Here is a 16,795-nt window from a genome sequence, read left to right as displayed (position 1 = left end):
AGTCCAGAAAGACACCTGAGGGTACAATCTTGCCATGCCCCCTCATCGTGTGGTGGCCCTGCTCAACCCGCCCCAGTCGCCCTTCGAACTCTCCTGCGCCACCGAGGTCTTCGGCTTCACCCCGCAGGACGAGCCGGCCCGCTACAGCTTCGGGATCTGCGCCGAGCACCCTGGCCCACTGCCGACCACGGCCGGCTATGCGATGGTCGTCGACGCCGGTCTTGAGGCCCTGGAGCAGGCGGACACCGTGATCGTCCCCGGCTGGCAGCCGCCCGGCGCCCCCGCATCACCGGCCGTCACTGAATCACTGTGGACCGCCCACCGGCGCGGGGCGAGGATCGTCGCCATCTGCACGGGGGCCTTCGTCCTTGCCCAGGCCGGACTGCTCGACGGCCGCCGCGCCACCACCCACTGGCGCGACACCGCCCGACTCGCCGCAGCCTTTCCCGAGGTTCGGATGGACCAGGATGTGCTCTTCGTGGACCACGGCGATGTGGCCACCAGCGCCGGAACCGGTGCGGGCATCGACCTGTGCCTGCACCTCGTCCGTTCCGACCACGGCGCGGCATACGCCGCTCGGATCGCCAGAAACATGGTCCTGCCGCCGCACCGGGAGGGCAGCCAACTCCAGTACGCCGCGCAGCCCGCACCGGCCAAGGCGGACGAGTCGTTGGCACCTCTGCTGGAGTGGGCCGCCTCCCGGCTCGACACCCGGCTGACCCTCGACCGGCTCGCCGCACGCGCCGGGCTTTCCAGCCGGACCCTCGCCCGGCGCTTCACCGAACAACTCGGCGCCAGCCCGGGGCAGTGGCTGCTCGGCCAACGCATCAACGCGGCACGTGTCTTGCTGGAACAGACCGACCTGCCGGTCGAAGCCATCGCCACCCGCGTCGGACTCACCTCCGCAGTCAACCTGCGCCGCCGCTTCCGAGCACATCTCGGCACCACACCCGGCGCCTACCGCCGCACCTTCAGCCAGACCTGATGACGGAGCTGGGCGTCGATCAAGCAGCGGCTCCGGTGGAGGGCGAGAAGCGGCGGGGCGATAATTCAGGTGATAACCGTTTCGGTTTCGCTCCGGTTGGGAGGCCCTCGTATGCAGGTGTCCTCGGCCCGCGGCGCGGTCCTCCTCATCGGTGTCACCCTGGTCCTGTCCTGCGGCTGCGGCGGATCGTCGGGCGCCGGGTCCCCCGAAAAGCCGCGGAGTGCGGCTGCGGCGGACGCCGTCCCGGTTGTCGCCTCGACCAACGTGTACGGCGACCTGGTCGAGCAGATCGGCGGCGACAAGGTCGACGTCGTCTCGATCATCAGCGACCCGGCGCAGGACCCCCACTCGTACGAGGCCAGTACGCAGAATCAACTGTCTTTGTCCAAGGCGAAGTTGGTCGTCGCGAACGGCGGCGGCTACGACGACTTCATCGGCAGGATGTTGCGCAGCGCGGACAACCCGTCGGTCGATGTCATCGACGCCGTGCAGGTCTCGGGAAAGGCCCCGGCCGAGGGCGGGGAATTCAACGAGCACGTCTGGTACGACGTCCCCACGGTGGGCAAGCTCGCCGACCGGATCGCGGACGCCCTGGCCAAGGCCGCTCCCGCCGACGCCGACGTCTTCCGGCAGAACGCCAAGACGTTCAAGGAGGAGCTGACGTCCCTCCAGACCAAGGAAGCGCAGGTCAAGGAGGACCACGAGGGCGCCGCTGTCGCCGTCACGGAGCCCGTTCCGCTCTATCTGACCGAGGCGAGCGGGCTGCGGAACCACACGCCCGAGGACTTCAGTGAAGCGGTCGAGGAGGGGGACGACGTCTCTCCGAGCGTCCTGCGGCAGACGCTCGAGCTGTTCGCCGACCGGCGGGTCGAGGCCCTCGTCTACAACGAGCAGACCTCCAGCCCCCAGACGGAGAAGGTCAAGGAGGCCGCCGAGGACAACGGGGTCCCGGTGGTACCCGTGACCGAGACCCTTCCCCGGGGCGAGGACTACGTCAGCTGGATGACGGCCAACGTCGATGCCCTCAAGAGCGCGCTGGACGGCTAGGACAGCTCATGGACCGCACGGAGTCCCTCACACCGCTCTCCCGACCGGACGACACCGCCCGCGGGAGCCCCGACTTGGCCGCGCCGGTGATCAGCCTGCGGGGCGCCGCGCTGGCGTACGGCGACCGTGTCCTCTGGCGCGACCTGGACCTGGATGTGGAACCCGGGGAGTTTCTCGCGGTCCTCGGCCCCAACGGATCGGGCAAGACCAGCCTGCTGCGGGTACTGCTCGGCCGGCAGCAACTCACCGCGGGATCGCTGACGGTTCTCGGACGGGCCCCGCGGTGCGGCAGCCGCCACATCGGCTACGTACCCCAACAGAAATCCCTCCCGGCGCACACCATGCTGCGAGGCCGTGACCTCGTACAGCTCGGTGTCGACGGGCACCGCTGGGGGCTGCGGCTCGCCCGCCGTACGGTCCGCCGCCGGGTGGACGACATCCTGGCTTCGGTCGGCGCGACGCCTTACGCGGATGTGCCCGTCGGCAGGCTCTCCGGCGGCGAACAGCAGCGCATCCGCATCGCGCAGGCCCTGGCCACCGACCCGCGGATCCTGCTCTGCGACGAGCCGCTGCTCTCCCTCGACCTGCAGCACCAGCGCACGGTCACCGCGCTGGTGGACCGGCGGCGCCGCTCCGCGAACACCGCGATCGTCTTCGTGACGCACGAGATCAACCCCGTCCTGGGTCTTGTGGACCGGGTGCTGTATCTGGCCCAGGGGGGATTCCGCATCGGTCCGCCGGAAGAGGTGATGACCTCGGCCACGCTGTCGCGGCTGTACGGGACACAGGTCGACGTGGTCCGGGTCAGGGACCGCATCGTCGTCGTCGGCGCACCCGACGCCGCCACCGTGCACCACCACGCGCGCGGCCCGAACGGAGACGGTCCGAACGGAGGCGCGCTGAACGGGGGCGGACGGCCGTGACCGGACGTGAGCCGCTCGCCGAAGGGGACGACACGAGCGTCTGGCATCAGATCTTCAACTTCGACAACTACGGCGAACTGCTCGGCCTGGTCCAGAACTCCCTGCTGGCCGGGGTGCTCCTCGGCCTGGTCGGCGGCCTGGTCGGGGTATTCGTGATCATGCGCGATCTGCCGTTCGCCGTGCACGGGATCAGTGAGCTGTCGTTCGCCGGGGCCTCGGCGGCGCTGCTCCTCGGAGTGAACATCGTGGCCGGGTCCATCGTCGGTTCCCTCCTTGCGGCGGGAGCGATCGGCCTGCTGGGCGTCCGCTCCCGCGACCGCAACTCGATCATCGGCATCATCATGCCGTTCGGCCTTGGCCTCGGCGTGCTCTTCCTGTCCCTCTACAAGGGCCGGGCGGCGAACAAGTTCGGCATTCTGACCGGCCAGATCATCGCCGTCGGCACCCCGCAGATGGCGTGGCTCGTCGGCACGTCCGTGGTGGTGCTCCTCGCGCTCGTCATCGTCTGGAAGCCGCTGACCTTCGCCAGCGCCGATCCGGAGGTGGCCGAGGCGCGGGGTGTTCCCGTACGCGCCCTGTCCCTGGCGTTCATGCTGGTGCTCGGCCTCGCGGTGGCCCTCTGTGTACAGATCGTCGGGGCGCTGCTTGTGCTCTCGCTCCTTGTCACCCCGGCTGCCGCCGCCGCGCGGATCACCGCTTCTCCCGTACTGCTGCCTGTACTGAGCGTCGTCTTCGCGTTGGTCTCGATGGAGGGAGGGATTCTGCTCGCGCTCGGCAGCACCGTCCCCATCAGCCCTTATGTCACGACGATCTCGTTCGTGATCTACCTCGTCTGCCGCCTGACCGGCAAGCGGCGGGCCCGCGCTTCCGTCGCCCTCGGTTCGACCCGGTGGGCCACGGAGGCGCAGACTTGAGGAGAGTCCCGTCGTGTCCGATCGATCCCGTTCGGGCACCGGCGGAAGGAGCCTGTTATGCATCCCGTCGCGCTCGTCGGTGCCGCAGGTGGGCGCCTGGCACACTACGCAGTCTCGGGCGTCGTGGGCGGCCTGATCATCAAGGGAGCCGCCAAGCGGCTTCCGGAGGCCAAGCCCGCAGCCCGCAAGGCGCTCGTCGGTGGCATCGCGAACGGAATCGTCGCCGGCCGGTGGCTCGCCTCGGCCGCCGAAGAGGCCCGGCTCAAGGCGGGCGACATGCTCGCCGAGGCCCGGACCACTTTGGGCGAGGAGGTACCACCGCCCTCCGCTGTCAGCGTCGATGACCACGATCACGGACACGAGCACTGATCATGTCCGGCGTGGTCGTCTGCTCCGTCGCCACGGGCCGGGCCCGGCTGAGCGTTCCCTGGGTGCGGGCCCGTCCCGGCAGCGCGGGCCTGGTCGACGAGCGCCTGACCGGCCTCGCCGGGTTCCGGGCGCTGCGGATCTTCCCGCGTACCGGAAGCGTGGTCATCTGGGTGGCGCCGGACCGCATGGACGTCGACCGGCTGATCGCCCTGCTCGAAGAGGCGCCGCCCGATTCCGCGCCGGCCACCCCCACCCGTTCCACACCCGACTCCTCCACCGGCGAGGTCGCCCGCCTGGTGGTCGGTGGCGCGGTCCTCGCGCTCGTGGCGCTGCGCCGTCTGCTGCGCCGCCCACGGCTCACCCTCGGATCCTCGGGATTGCTCGGCGCGGTGACCGTCTTCACCGGCCTGCCCTTCTTCCGCGGTGCGCTGCGCTCGCTCCGGGGCCGCAGCTCGCCGGGGACGGACACGCTGGTCACGGCGGCGACGGTCATCTCACTGGTACTCCGTGAGAACGTCGTCGCCCTCACCGTGCTGTGGCTCCTGAACATCGGCGAGTTCCTCCAGACACTGACGCTGCGCCGCACCCGCCGCGCCATCGAGGAGCTGCTCACCATCGGTGAGGAGCGCGTCTGGCTCGTACGGGACGGTGTCGAGGTCGAGACGGCGATCGAGGACGTCGAGAGGGACGACGTGGTCGCCGTGTACGAGCACCACCGGATCCCGGTCGACGGACACGTCGTCTCCGGCGACGCACTGGTGGACCAGGCCGCGATCACCGGCGAGGCCCTGCCCGTCTACGCCCGCACCGGTTCCCACGTCTACGCCGGCACCATCGTCGCGTCGGGGTCCCTCACCGTCCGGGCCGCCTCCGTCGGACGGGACACCACCGTGGGACGGATCATCAGCCGGGTCGAGGAGGCCCAGTCCGACCGGGCGCCGATCCAGACCGTGGCCACCCGCTTCACCCAGCGCTTCGTTCCCGTCTCCTTCGCGCTGGCCGCGCTGACGTACGTCCTCACGCGCGACGCGCGCCGCGCGATGACGATGCTGCTCATCGCCTGCCCGTGCGCGGCCGGCCTGGCCACGCCGACGGCCATCAGCGCCGCCATCGGCAACGGAGCGCGCCGCGGCACCCTGATCAAGGGCGGCACTCACCTGGAGGGCGTCGGGCGGGTCACGGCCGTCGTCTTCGACAAGACCGGCACGCTCACCTTCGGGCGGCCGCTGGTCACCAGTGTGGTCACCCTCAGCGACGCCTTCACGGCCGACGAGGTGCTGAGCCTGGCCGCCTCCGGAGAGCTGCACGCCCGGCACCCGCTCGCGCAGGCCATCGTCGCCCGGACCGAGGAACAGCACCTGCACGTCCCCATCCACCAGGCCTGCGAAGTCGTGCTCGGCATGGGCATGCGCGCCGAGCTGGACGGCAGCCGTCTGCTGGTCGGCAGCCCCGCCCTGCTGCGCCAGCACGGCGTCGAGCTGACCAGACAGGCCCAGGGCTGGACGGAGCGGCTGCGGGGTGCCGGCGAGACGGTCATCTGCCTGGCCCACGACACGGACGTGATCGGGATACTGGGGGTCTCCGACGCCGTACGTTCCGGGGCCGAGACCGTCATCCGGCAGCTGAGGGACCTCGGGGTGTCGCGCCTGGTGCTGCTCACCGGCGACGCCCCCGAAACGGCACAGGCCGTCGCCGACACGCTCGGCATCACCGAGGTGCACGCACACGCCCTCCCGGAAGGGAAACTCCAGCTGATCCGTGACCTGCAGGCCGAGGGGCACACGGTGGCGATGGTCGGCGACGGGACCAATGACGCCCCCGCCCTGGCCCTCGCCGATGTCGGGATCACCATGGGCGAGCACTCCTCGCACGTGGCACTGGAGACGGCCGACATCGCCCTCGCGGGTAACGACCTGCGGCAGGTCGCCGCCGTCGTCGAACTCAGCCGCCACACGCTGCGCGTCGTACGCCAGAACTACGGCCTCGCCATCGGCGTCAACCTGCTCGGCCTGCTCGCCGGCGCCGGGGGATCCATGAACCCCGTCCTCGCAGCCCTGCTGCACAACACCAGCAGCATCGCCGTCGTCGGCAACTCGGCCCGCCTGGTCAACCACACCCCGCATCTGCCCAGGACGAACGGCGACGTGCTGAGGGCGGCACCGCTGGAGGACCGGCGGGTGCGTTGACGTCAGTACCGGCGGTGGTCCAACAGGGCGGGCCTCTGGGTCGCCTCCACGCGGGTCACGTGATCTCCACCTCGGCCACTGCGTCCGCCGCCAGAGTCTTGACCGTGGCCCGGGCATCGAGAACGTCCGCCGCGAAGTGCACGCCGGGCCGCGCCGCGCCGGACAGGACGTGTTGCGCGACGGTGGCCGCGAGGAAGCCGCTGAGCTCGTAGGAGTCCTCGGCGCGCAGGGTGAGGGTGCGGGCGGGCGGGCCGTCGTGGGTGTCGTGCCATACGCGGAACTCCTGCCCGTACCAGGATCCGTGACGGCGTACGTCCTCGTCCGCCGCTCGAACCAGGTCGGCGGTGTCCTCGGTGCCCATGGCCCAGGCCATGGCGAGCTCCTCGGCGAGGCGCTCGCCACCGAAGACGGAATACCAGTGCACCTGGCGGATGTCTGCGGCCTCGGCGAGCCGGGCGGTCTCGGTGGGCAGATAGGGGAAAGCGGTCACCGGCTGGGGGAAGGCTCGGAGGCGTAGGTCACGCCGCGGTTGCAGGGCCCGGTCGCGCAGCCGCCCGTCTTCCCAGGCGGCAGAGGGGATGCCGTGCTCGGGGCCTCGGGCGAGGAGTACGTCCCCTGCGGCGGCGGGGGTGAGCGCCGCCACGCCGCCCACGTATCCGTCCAGGTGGGCGGGGACCACGGCCGGGTCCAGCAAGGCACGCGGCAGGAGTCCGGAGAGCCCCGGCAGCGCTCCGGCGGAGAGCACCGCGGTGCGGCCCGCGCTCCGCCACGCTGCGGACCCGCCTCCGCCCTCCGCCGTCAGCCGGGCGTGGACGGGGTCGTCGCCCGCCGCGTCGACGTAGTCCACGTCGTGGCGCAAGGCCGCCCGCGCGACCGTGTCGAGGACGCGATACGACGGGCCCGCGCAGTTGACGACGAGGCGACAGCGGCTGACGAAGGAGTCCAGCGTCGGCCCCCAGAGGTCAACGGCCGCCGTGCTGACGTCCGTTCCGAGTACGGCTGCGGCGCGGGACGGGTCCCGGCCGCCCACCAGGAGCGGGCCGATGCCGGCCCGCAGCAGACGGCGCACCACCGCGCTGCCGACGGCTCCGTAGCCACCGAGGATGCCGATCTTCGGGGTGGAGTCCATGAGTTCGCCCTTTCGTTGGATGTTACGGCCCATCACATGAAGTTGATAACTATTATCAATAAGAGATCGAGGGTGTGACGCCCTGCGGCGCAACACAGGCGCCTTGAGAACTGCGGAGGAGAACGATGTCGTACGACGTACTCGTGGTCGGTGCAGGCCCAGCCGGCCTCAACGCGGCGCTCGTGGCGGGCCGCCAGCGCCGCGACGTGCTGCTCCTGGACAGCGGCGCACCGCGCAACGCGCCGGCTGCCGAGATGCACATGCTCCTCAGCCGTGACGGCTTCCCGCCCGCCGAGCTGCGCCGCATAGGCCGCGAACAGCTCGCGGCGTACCCGGGGGTGGCGATCCGCGAGGCGTTGGTGACGACGGCCGAGAAGGAGGGGAACGGGTTCACGCTGACGCTCGCGGACGGCGAGCGGGTGACGGGGCGCAAGCTCATCATCGCCACCGGGCAGGTCGACGTCCTCGACCAGGTGGAAGGTCTGAGCGAACTCTTCGGCCGGGGTGTCTATCACTGTCCCTTCTGTCACGGCTGGGAGACCCGCGGCATGACGCTGGCCGTCCTCGGCCATGAACTCCCCCAGGTCATGCAGGCGTTGTACGTCGCCGACCGGTTCAGCGACGACGTGGTGGTGTGCACGGACGGGCATCCGGTGCCCGAGCAGGCCGCGGGCAGGCTCGCCGACGCCGGGATCGCCGTCGACGAGACGCCCGTCTCCCGGATCGAGGGCAAGGAGGGCGCGGTCCGACTCGTCCTGGCGGACGGCCGGGTGCTCGAACGGCAGGCCGTCTACCACCGGGCTCCGACCCGCCAGCACTCCCCGCTCGCCGAGCAGCTCGGCTGCGAGGCGCTTCCCGACGGCTGCGTACGCGTGGACGAGTTCCAGCGCACGAGCGTGCCCGGTGTGTACGCGGCCGGGGACGCCGCCCGGCTCGAGGCGCTGCCGGACGCGCTCACCTTCGTGGTCACGGGCGCCGCGGACGGGGCACGCGCCGCGGTCTGGGCGGAGCAGGAGCTCTTCCGGGAGGACGCGGGGCTCGGCGGCTGAGCCGGTGTGCGGCGGGAGCACGGCTTGTGCTCCCGCCGCACACGGTCGTCAACTCGCCTTGGGAGCACCCGCCTCACGTACCGCTGCGGCAAGACCCGCCACCGTGGGGCGTTCAAGGAAACGGCGGGGTGTCACCTTCCCGACTCCCTTGCGTGCCAGTGCGCCGAGCATCCGCACCGCGAGGAGCGAATCGCCGCCCAACGTGAAGAAGTCCGCCGCCCGGTCGTTCACCTCGCACCCGAGCAGCTCGGTCCAGTCTGCCGTGATGGCCAGTTCGAGGTCGCCACGGGGAGCTCCGGGCTCCTCGCCCGGCGCGTCCTGCGCCGACGGGACGGACAGCCGCCCTCCCACGGCTTCGAAGTCTGCCTGTGGGGCGTCCAGTTCGGCAGGCAGCTCGACCGGTGCCGACCAGCCCTCCTTGTCCACCAGAGATTCGACGGTGGAGACCACGTCCTGGAACATGCGGTCCACCTCCTCGGCTGCGAAGAGCTCCTCCACCAGCGAGAAGACGACGACGAGTTTGCCGCGCAGCTCGAAGAGGCGGACTTCGAGGGCCACCTGAGGGGTCCTCAGCTGCTGATGGTGGCTGAGCAGGTCGATCCGGCCCAACGGTCCCGCCTCATGGGGGACTTCACTGCCCAGTGCCGCATCCACCCCGAGGGTGCTCTGGAAGACCACGGGGGCGACCGGACGGCGGGTGCCGCGGCGGCGGCCCAGCTCCCGGGAGACCTCGACTCCGGTGATCAGGTGGTGCGCGAGGGCGTCGCCCATGGACTGCTGCGCGCTGACGGCCAGATCGGCGAAGACGGGGGTCTGCGGCAGCTCGACCGGCATCAGCATCGTGGACGAAAACGCTCCCACCAGGCGGGGCACGTCCGGGTGCAACGGAAGCCGGTTCAGCTGGAGGGTGTTGAGCAGGAAGCGCCGGTGCCCGCAGGCACGGGCCACCGCGGCGGAGAACACGGCGAACATCGCGGCCGACGGTGTGACACCGTGCTCGGCGCAGTGGGCGCGCAGCTCGGCCCACCGCTCGGCGTCGAGGACGGCCTGCCGGGTGCCCATCAGCGTCGGTCGCACGTCGGCGGGGTCCGCCACCAGGGGCAGTGCCGGGGGCAGCGGAAAGGCGTCGAGGCGCTCCCACCACCAGTCGCGGTCCTGACGCCACTGCTCGGTGTCGGGCAGGTCGCGCAAGCTGGTGACGTAGTCGCCGAAGTCGACCTCCAGCGGGGCGAGTACCGCGTTGTAGTCGGATACGAGGGCGAACAGATCCCGGTAGAAGACTCCGGACGACCAGCCGTCGATGATCAGCAGGCTGGTCGAGGAGTGCAGCCGGGCTCGCTGCCCCGGGAGCAGGGTGAGCCGCATGTCGAGGCCGCAGCCCGCGGCCGGGTCGGGACCCTCGGTGCTCATCTCCTGCCGGATCGCCGCAAGGGTGGTGGCGATCTCCTCCTCCCCCGCGGCGCCGAGATCGGTCACCAGCAGACGCGGCATGGCGTCGGGATCGTCGAGGGGGAGAATCCGCTGCCTGCCGTCGGGAAGGACGCGGGCCCTCAGCACCGACTGGTGTTCCGCGAGGCGTTCCAGCGCGTCCTGGAGCGCCTCGGCGATCTCTTCGCCGTCGATGTCTTCCAGGCCGATGTCCACGTAGTGGTGGGCGGAGCGGTAGGAGAGCTCCCAGGCGTCCTGCTGGCCGACGAAGTACCCCTGCTGGAGCGGCAGCAGAGGGAAGGGCGCGTCCGGGTCGGCGCGCCGCTCGATGTCCAGATCCAGCCTGCGCGGCGCGCCGCTTCCCGCGGTGCCGCGCTCGTGGAGGAGCGCGGCGAGGTGCACCGCTGTGTGTTCGACGCGTACGTCGGACAGGGCGAGGCTCACCCCGAGGCGTTTGCGGACCACGGCCGCCATGCGTACGGCGAGGACCGAGTCGCCGCCCAGGCCGAGGAAGCTGGCGTCGGGCGGTATGGACGCGGGGTCGGCGTCCAGGACGTCGGCCCAGACACCGCGCACAGCCCGGACGAGATCGTCCGGGGCGACGGGAAGGACGGTGGTGGAGGTTGCGGTGGACGGGGTCAACTGGTGGCTCCAGACGCGGTGGTGGGGAGTACGCGGTCCACGGCGTGGACGCGGGTGGGGCGGGCGGCACCTGGCAGCCGGGCGAGCGCCCGGGCGACCCGGGCGGGGTCGGGGCGGCCGTGGTCCGGCCGGGGGCGGCCCGCGATGACGTGCTGGCCGAGGGCGGCCAGGGGGTGCCCGGCGGGTGGCAGGACCGGCAGGGTCCTGAACCCGGCGCCGTCGAGCTGCTGTGCCCACTCCTCCTCGGTGAGGAAGACCCGGTCCTGTCCGGCCCGCAGGTCGGTGAACCAGCCCTCCTCGTCGGGCTGCGGCGACATCAGCAGATACATCGAGGTGAGCGCCTGATAGTGCTCCTTGCAGGACTCGACGAGCACCAACAGGCCGTCGGGTGTGAGGAGTTCCCGCAGGGCCGCGAGGGCGCGGCCCGCATGGCGGGCGTTGTGCAGGACGTTCGCCGCGAGGATCACGTCGAGAGTCCCGGGGGTGAACCCCTGGGCGACAGGGTCGGCGTTGATGTCGAACAGGGCTTGGCTCAGCCCGGGTTGGGCACCGAAGCGGGCGCGGGCGGCCTGGAGGAAGAAGTGGGACACGTCGGTGAAGAGGTAGTCGACGGGAGCGTCGCCGGTGTCGCGGAGGGCGTCGAGCACAGCTTCCGTCGTGCCGCCCACTCCCGCGCCCACCTCAAGCACCCGCAGCGGCTGCCCGCCCTTCCCCCGTCGGTGGGCCTCCTGCGCGATCAGGTCGGCGGCGGCGTGGTTGGCCCACCGACTCGGCGCGCTGTCACGGTAGTTGCCCTCCGCTGTTCCCGTGTCCCCCTCGGGGAAGAGCACGCCCTGCAGGCTCGTACGGTCCTGGAGGAGCAGCGGCAGCCGGTCGGCCGCCGCGAGGAAGAACCGCGTCATGGACTCCGGGTAGCCCATGCCGCGGCGTGCCGCGTCGAGGGTCCGGCGGGCACGGGCGTACTGCGCACGATCGGGCGCGGCGAGCTCTCGATAGCCTCCGCCCGTGTCCGGGTCGCGTACGAGCCGGCCCTCCTCGACGAGGGTGCCGAGCCAGCGCCGCACGATCCACGCGTGGCGGGGCACGACCCCCAGCGCACCCACGACGTCGGCGGCCGTGCGGGGCTCCGGGCCGCGGAAGAGCCGGGTGCGGTCGAGGATGCGCGCGATGGTCAGCAGGGCCGTCTCGTCCAACAGCCGCATCAGGGCGGGGAGTTCGGCGAGGTCCGTGCCGCTGATGGCGGCATCGCCGGAGGCGGCGGCGTGCGCGGCGGAGACGGGTCCTGCGCCGCCGACGTCCCCCTCCGCGGTGGCCGGACCGGTGACCAGCAGGGTGTCCCCCGTGGCGCCCGGGACCAGTTGCCAGGCGGCCACCTCGGGCAGGGCGGACAGGACTTCGGCCAGGGATCCGGTGGCCGGGGTGGAATCCGTGGTCATCCAGCGGCCTCCGACGTCTCGTCCACCACGATCCTCGGCGGCACGGCGCCTGGTGCCGTGCGGCGGATGTGGTCGCGCAGGACTTCCGGCAGCCGGCGGCGTACGAACGCGGGCAGCGGCTCGTGGGCCAGTCGTCCGGCGGGTCCGTCCGCCGGAGGGTGGGCCGCCGCGGTGGCGCAGTGGGCCGGTGCGGCGACGGCCAGCATCCGGGGGTCGGCGGGGTCGAGCAGCACGGCGGCGTCCTTGCCGGTGAGCGCCTGCCGCAGGTCATGAGGCGTGACGGCATCCGGGGCGTCCGTGAGGAGGGCGTTGGGAATGCCGTGCAGGACGGCAGGGCCGGGCGCGAGGGCCGCACGCAGCACCGCAGGGAGCTGTTCGCCGCCGGGACCCTGCCACGGCAGGTGGCGCACCGGCGACTCGTCCGGGGCACCGGCGAAGGGGCCGACGCGCAGGACCAGGTCGTAGCGGTAGCGGGTGAGTTCCGAGTCTTCCGCCATGGTGCGGGCGTGGACGCTCATGCGGACGGCGCGGGGGTGGGCGGCGAGGATCTCGCGTACGGCTTCGGGAGCGAAGGAGAGTTCCCCGTCCGCGGCCACGGCCGAGGCGACCCGCGCGGCGATGTCCGCGTCGGCCGCCTCGGGGTCGCGGGCCCGCTCCGTCCGGCCGAAGTGGTCTTCGAGGAGCCCCGAGTGGCGAATGTCGCCGACGATCACCGTGCCGCCGTCCTCCACCGCGGCCAGCGCGTGGTGCAGGAAGGCCGTCAGGTACAGGAGGTTGGGGAAGCACTGGGTGACGGAGTTCAGCAGGACGCAGTCGGGACGTACGCCAGGTCCGAACACCACCTCCATCGCCTCCCGCACGGCGGGCGACTCCGCCTCGTGGGCTGCCGCACGGACGAAGGCGGTGCGGGGCAGGCGAGCGGCGCGCAGCCGCTCGACGGCTACGTCGGCCACGTCCGTACCGACGTAGCCGTCGAGGTGGGTGTGCAGCCGATGGGCCAACAGGCCTGTACCGCAGCCGAGTTCCAGGAGGCGACGGGGCCGCTGGGCGAGAACGAGGTCGACCGTGCGGTCGACCCAGTCACGCATGTGGGCCGCGGACAGCGGCTCCCCGGTGTCGGAGGTGCGCCAGCCCGAGAGATCGAGATCGTCGGCGTGCCGGCCTTCTCCGGTCTCGTACACCCACTCGTACACCTCGGCCCAGTGCGCGAGGTGCTCGCGCACCAAGGGGCCGGGGGTCGGGAGGACTGCTGTCGCGCTCGGGTGGGGCGTGACGCGCAGGACGCCATCGGGGCCGGGGCGCACGTCGGCCACCCACGGGTGGCCCGCGATGAGTTCGGTGATCCTCCGCTGATCTGTGGCGGCTGTCGCTTCGGTCGTGTCATCGGGCACGAGGAGGCTCCGTTCGTCGGGTGAGGGGGTGCGCGGATGCGGCGGGCAAGGGGGCTTGCGGAACGGGGGCAAGTCGGCCGTCACGCAGTTCGAGTACGTCGTCCGCTCGGGCGGTGACGGCCGGGTCGTGGGTGACGGTCAGGATCGCGGTGCCTGTCGCACGGATCCGGTCGAGCAGGTCGAGTACGGCGCGGGCGGTTGTGCCGTCGAGGGACGCGGTGGGTTCGTCGAGGAGCAGTACGTCGGGGCGCGCGGCCAGTGCTCGGGCGAGGACGACGCGCTGCCGCTGGCCACCGGAGAGCCGGTGCGGGCGCCGCGTCTCGGAGCCGGGAGGCAGCCCGACTTCCGCAAGGACGGCCCGTGCGTCGGCGAGGGCGGCCGCCCGGCCCAGGCCGTGCAGCAGGGACAGCGGTCTGGCCACGGCCCGGTCCACTCGGTGGGCCGGGTTCAGCTCGTCGACGGCGCTCTGCCCGACGAGCTGCACGGCACGCAGCTGCTCGCGGCTGCGGCGCCGGGTGGGCCCTGGCAGCGGCGTGCCGTGCAGCAGCACAGTGCCGTCCGTTGCGGGCCGCCGCCCGACAAGCGCGTGCAGCAGCGTCGTCTTGCCGGCCCCCGAGCTCCCGACCACGACGGTGGAACTCCCGGCTGCCAGCTCCAGCGCTCCGTCCTCCAGGAGCACGGTCCCGTCGGGGGTGGTCAGGAGGAGGTTCTGGGCGGAGAGGAGGGTGCGGTGACGGAGCACAGCGGTGGCCCGCGAAGCAGCCGACCGGCCTTCGCGGAACACATCTCCGCCGCCCGGCGACGACGCCTGGAGCATCCCCGCTCGCCCCGTGGAAGGAATCGGGCCACCGCCCTTGGCCGGGGCAGCCGCAGCGACGCGCAGCGTCGTGTCCGCCAGTTCACCGAAGAGGGACTCGTCGTGGCTCACCACGACCACGCAGTGGTGCGGTGAGCCTCGTCGGTCCGCAACGGCACGGGTGACCAGGGACGCCGTCTTCGGGTCCATGGCCGATGTCGGCTCGTCCAGGATCAGCAGCGCGGGGTCCGTGGCCAGGGCGCGGGCCAGGGCGACCCGTTGGGCCTGGCCGCCGGAGAGCTCGGATGCGCGACGCAGGGCGGTCTCGGGCGGGAGGTCCAGGAGGTCGAGTTGCTCGGCGACGTATGCGGATCTGGTGTCGCGGTCGGTCGTGAGGTTCTCGCCGATGAGGCGGTCGACCCGCCACAGCGGATGCAGCCCTGCGCCGGGGTCCTGGCCCAGCCACCCGCACCGCGCGCGGCGCCACTTGCGGGCAGCGCGGCCCTGCTCGACCGGTGTGCCCTGCCAGCGCACAGTTCCCGCCGACCGGTGAAGGGACGGCGGCAGGGTGTCCAGGAGGGCGTGCAGCAGGGTCGTCTTGCCGGCTCCCGAGGGGCCGGTGATCAGCACGATCTGGCCCGCTGCTGCCCGCAGGCCGGTCGACGGCACGATGACGGACCCGTCCCCCGCCCTGCGCACCGTCAGCCCCTCAGCCCCGAGCAACTCCGGAGTGGTCGTCATACGGCGTACTCCCTTCCCTGCCCCACCCGGTGCGCCGCCGCGGCCGGCGCCCAGGCGCAGCCCGCGAGGAGCGCGGCGGGCGCAAGGAGCGCCGCCGGGTTGAGCGCGGCACCCGGCAGGTTCTCGCTCAGCATCAACGCCCAGTCGGCGTCCGGTGGTTGGGGCCCGAGCCCCAGGACGGCGAGGGCCGAGGCGAGCTGCAGCGCGGTCACCAGACGGAGCCCCGCGTCGGCCGTCACCAGGCCGCGCAACGCGGGCAACACCTCGCGGGCGAGGACGTACGACACGGTTTCGCCCCGCTCCTGGGCCGCCCGCACATGCCCGCTCCCCCGCAGCAGCGCCGCCTCACCCGCCACCACGCGCGCGGTGAGGGGCGTACCGCTGAGCACGGATGCCACCACCACCGCCGTCGCACCCGGCAGGGCGACGGCGAGGACCAGCGCGAGGACGAGCGCGGGCACCGAGAGCAGCAGGTCGCACAGCCAGAACACCGCTCGGGCGAGACGCCCGCCGGTCCACCCGGCGGCAAGACCCAGCGCGGTGCCGCAGCCTGCGGCCACCACCGCGGCCAGCAGTGACACCGCCATGAGGTCAGTGCCTCCGTACAACACACGCGACAGCACGTCACGGCCCAGGCCGTCCGTCCCGAGCAGCGCGTCGGAGCCTGGCGGCCGCCAGGGCACGCCGACTTGTTGCTCCGGATGGTGCGGGGCCGCGTATCGCCCCAGGAGGACCAGGGCAGCTGTCGCCCCCACGGTGGACAGGGCCGGGGCGAGGGCCCGTGAGGCACGCATCAAGCCCTCACCCCGACCGCCGCCACCCGGAGGTCCGGCGCCCGCCCCGAAGGACGTACGTCAAGGCGGTCGGCGACCAGCATGCAGAGCAGGAGGACGACGATCGGGGGCAGCGCGGCGGCCTGCACGACGGGGATGTCCCGCACGGCGACCGCCGATACCAGCAGGCTGCCGGTGCCGGGGTAGCCGAACACCGTCTCCACCAGCGCCGTGCCCGCCATGAGACCGCCCGCCACCAGCGCGGTCACCCGCGCCGCCGGTACCAGCAGGAAGGGCACGACATGCCGGAGCAGGACGAGGCCTGGGGGCAGGCCCCGCATGCGGGCGTCGCCGACATGCGGGCGGCGCAGGGTGTCGAGGAGCGTTCCACGCAGCAGTGCGGTGGCATACGCCGCCGAGGGCAACGCCAGCGTGACGGCGGGCAGCACCAGAGCCTCCGGTGCGTCGAGGGGTGAGCCGCCCGGCGGCAGCAGGGACACGGCGGGAAGCCAGCCCAGGATTCCGGCGAAGACCGTGCCGAGGACGGCCGCGTGCACCGACTGCGGTATCGCGGCGATCCCGGTCGCCGCCGCGCCGCCCCGCCCGCCCCGCAGGAACGCGACGGTCAGGGCGGCCGTCGTGAGCAGCGCGGTCAGAGCGAGAGCGAAGGCGACGAGGACGGCCGTCGCGGGCAGCCGCTCGGCGAAGCGCCCCGTCACGGCTCGCCCGCTCACCAGCGACCGGCCCAGATCGCCGCGCACCGCACCGGACAGCCAGTCGAGATAGCGCACGGGGGCGGGCAGGTCGAGACCGAGCCGGTGCCGTTCATCGGCGAGCTCCCCCTCCGATGCCCGCCCGGCGCCCCGTACCTCGCCCGCGTCGCCGGGCAGCAGCGCGGTGGCGGCGAAGACGACCGCCGTCGCCGCCACCGTCAGCAGGACGAGTCGGAGTGCCGGGAGGAGCAACGGACGGGACACCGGCCGGAG

14 protein-coding genes are annotated in these 16,795 nt (G+C 72.4%); 7 read left to right on the top strand and 7 right to left on the bottom strand.

What is annotated here, in order from left to right; translation table 11 throughout:
* Positions 1-34 precede the first annotated feature (34 nt).
* The 6 genes from AB0O76_RS14740 to AB0O76_RS14715 all read left to right on the top strand — a co-directional run bounded on the left by AB0O76_RS14740 (position 35) and on the right by AB0O76_RS14715 (position 6,424).
* Positions 35-985 (top strand): helix-turn-helix domain-containing protein, encoded by a 951-nt coding sequence (locus tag AB0O76_RS14740; RefSeq protein WP_365489874.1) that lies wholly within the window; start codon positions 35-37, stop codon positions 983-985.
* Positions 986-1,096: 111 nt separating this feature from the next.
* Positions 1,097-2,032: a zinc ABC transporter substrate-binding protein gene (locus AB0O76_RS14735; protein ID WP_365489872.1), complete on the top strand. Its 936-nt coding sequence runs from the start codon at positions 1,097-1,099 to the stop codon at positions 2,030-2,032.
* A gap of 8 nt (positions 2,033-2,040) precedes the next feature.
* On the top strand, positions 2,041-2,955 hold the full coding sequence (locus AB0O76_RS14730) for a metal ABC transporter ATP-binding protein (protein WP_365489869.1): 915 nt from the start codon (positions 2,041-2,043) through the stop codon (positions 2,953-2,955).
* Positions 2,952-3,869: a metal ABC transporter permease gene (locus AB0O76_RS14725; protein WP_365489867.1), complete on the top strand. Its 918-nt coding sequence runs from the start codon at positions 2,952-2,954 to the stop codon at positions 3,867-3,869. Before AB0O76_RS14730 ends, AB0O76_RS14725 begins: the two co-directional genes overlap by 4 nt.
* A 57-nt stretch (positions 3,870-3,926) precedes the next feature.
* Positions 3,927-4,238, top strand: coding sequence for a DUF1490 family protein (locus AB0O76_RS14720; protein ID WP_365489864.1), 312 nt, complete (start codon positions 3,927-3,929; stop codon positions 4,236-4,238).
* 2 nt (positions 4,239-4,240) lie between these two features.
* Positions 4,241-6,424 carry a cation-translocating P-type ATPase gene (locus AB0O76_RS14715; protein WP_365489861.1) on the top strand — a complete coding sequence of 728 codons (2,184 nt, stop codon included), beginning with the start codon at positions 4,241-4,243 and terminating at the stop codon, positions 6,422-6,424.
* Between the two features lie 55 nt (positions 6,425-6,479).
* Here the strand turns inward: AB0O76_RS14715 and AB0O76_RS14710 are convergent, their stop codons facing one another.
* Positions 6,480-7,553: a saccharopine dehydrogenase NADP-binding domain-containing protein gene (locus AB0O76_RS14710; RefSeq protein WP_365489858.1), complete on the bottom strand. Its 1,074-nt coding sequence runs from the start codon at positions 7,551-7,553 to the stop codon at positions 6,480-6,482.
* Positions 7,554-7,678: 125 nt separating this feature from the next.
* Here AB0O76_RS14710 and AB0O76_RS14705 point away from each other — a divergent pair, with 125 nt between their 5' ends.
* Entirely contained in the window at positions 7,679-8,602 is a 924-nt protein-coding gene (locus AB0O76_RS14705; RefSeq protein ID WP_365489855.1) for an NAD(P)/FAD-dependent oxidoreductase, read from the top strand.
* Positions 8,603-8,650: 48 nt separating this feature from the next.
* Here the strand turns inward: AB0O76_RS14705 and AB0O76_RS14700 are convergent, their stop codons facing one another.
* Genes AB0O76_RS14700 through AB0O76_RS14675 form a run of 6 tightly spaced genes read right to left on the bottom strand, consistent with a single transcriptional unit; the run spans position 8,651 to position 16,786 of the window.
* The gene (locus AB0O76_RS14700; RefSeq protein ID WP_365489852.1) at positions 8,651-10,672 is read right to left on the bottom strand and encodes a phosphopantetheine-binding protein; all 2,022 of its coding nucleotides are present in this window, start codon (positions 10,670-10,672) and stop codon (positions 8,651-8,653) included.
* The gene (locus tag AB0O76_RS14695) at positions 10,669-12,108 is read right to left on the bottom strand and encodes a class I SAM-dependent methyltransferase (protein ID WP_365489849.1); all 1,440 of its coding nucleotides are present in this window, start codon (positions 12,106-12,108) and stop codon (positions 10,669-10,671) included. Before AB0O76_RS14695 ends, AB0O76_RS14700 begins: the two co-directional genes overlap by 4 nt.
* Positions 12,105-13,499: a methyltransferase domain-containing protein gene (locus AB0O76_RS14690; RefSeq protein ID WP_365489846.1), complete on the bottom strand. Its 1,395-nt coding sequence runs from the start codon at positions 13,497-13,499 to the stop codon at positions 12,105-12,107. The genes AB0O76_RS14695 and AB0O76_RS14690 overlap by 4 nt, the downstream gene beginning before the upstream one ends.
* Positions 13,489-15,036: an ATP-binding cassette domain-containing protein gene (locus AB0O76_RS14685; RefSeq protein WP_365489843.1), complete on the bottom strand. Its 1,548-nt coding sequence runs from the start codon at positions 15,034-15,036 to the stop codon at positions 13,489-13,491. The genes AB0O76_RS14690 and AB0O76_RS14685 overlap by 11 nt, the downstream gene beginning before the upstream one ends.
* A complete protein-coding gene (locus tag AB0O76_RS14680; RefSeq protein ID WP_365489840.1) occupies positions 15,033-15,830 on the bottom strand; it encodes an ABC transporter permease subunit in 798 nt (265 codons plus the stop codon). The genes AB0O76_RS14685 and AB0O76_RS14680 overlap by 4 nt, the downstream gene beginning before the upstream one ends.
* Entirely contained in the window at positions 15,830-16,786 is a 957-nt protein-coding gene (locus tag AB0O76_RS14675) for an ABC transporter permease (protein WP_365489837.1), read from the bottom strand. The genes AB0O76_RS14680 and AB0O76_RS14675 overlap by 1 nt, the downstream gene beginning before the upstream one ends.
* Positions 16,787-16,795: the final 9 nt, after the last annotated feature.

The organism is Streptomyces sp. NPDC086554, assembly GCF_040686095.1.
Taxonomy (GTDB): Bacteria; Actinomycetota; Actinomycetes; order Streptomycetales; family Streptomycetaceae; genus Streptomyces.
Note: the sequence above shows the minus strand (reverse complement) of the source record. Positions and strands in the feature narration are given on the sequence as shown.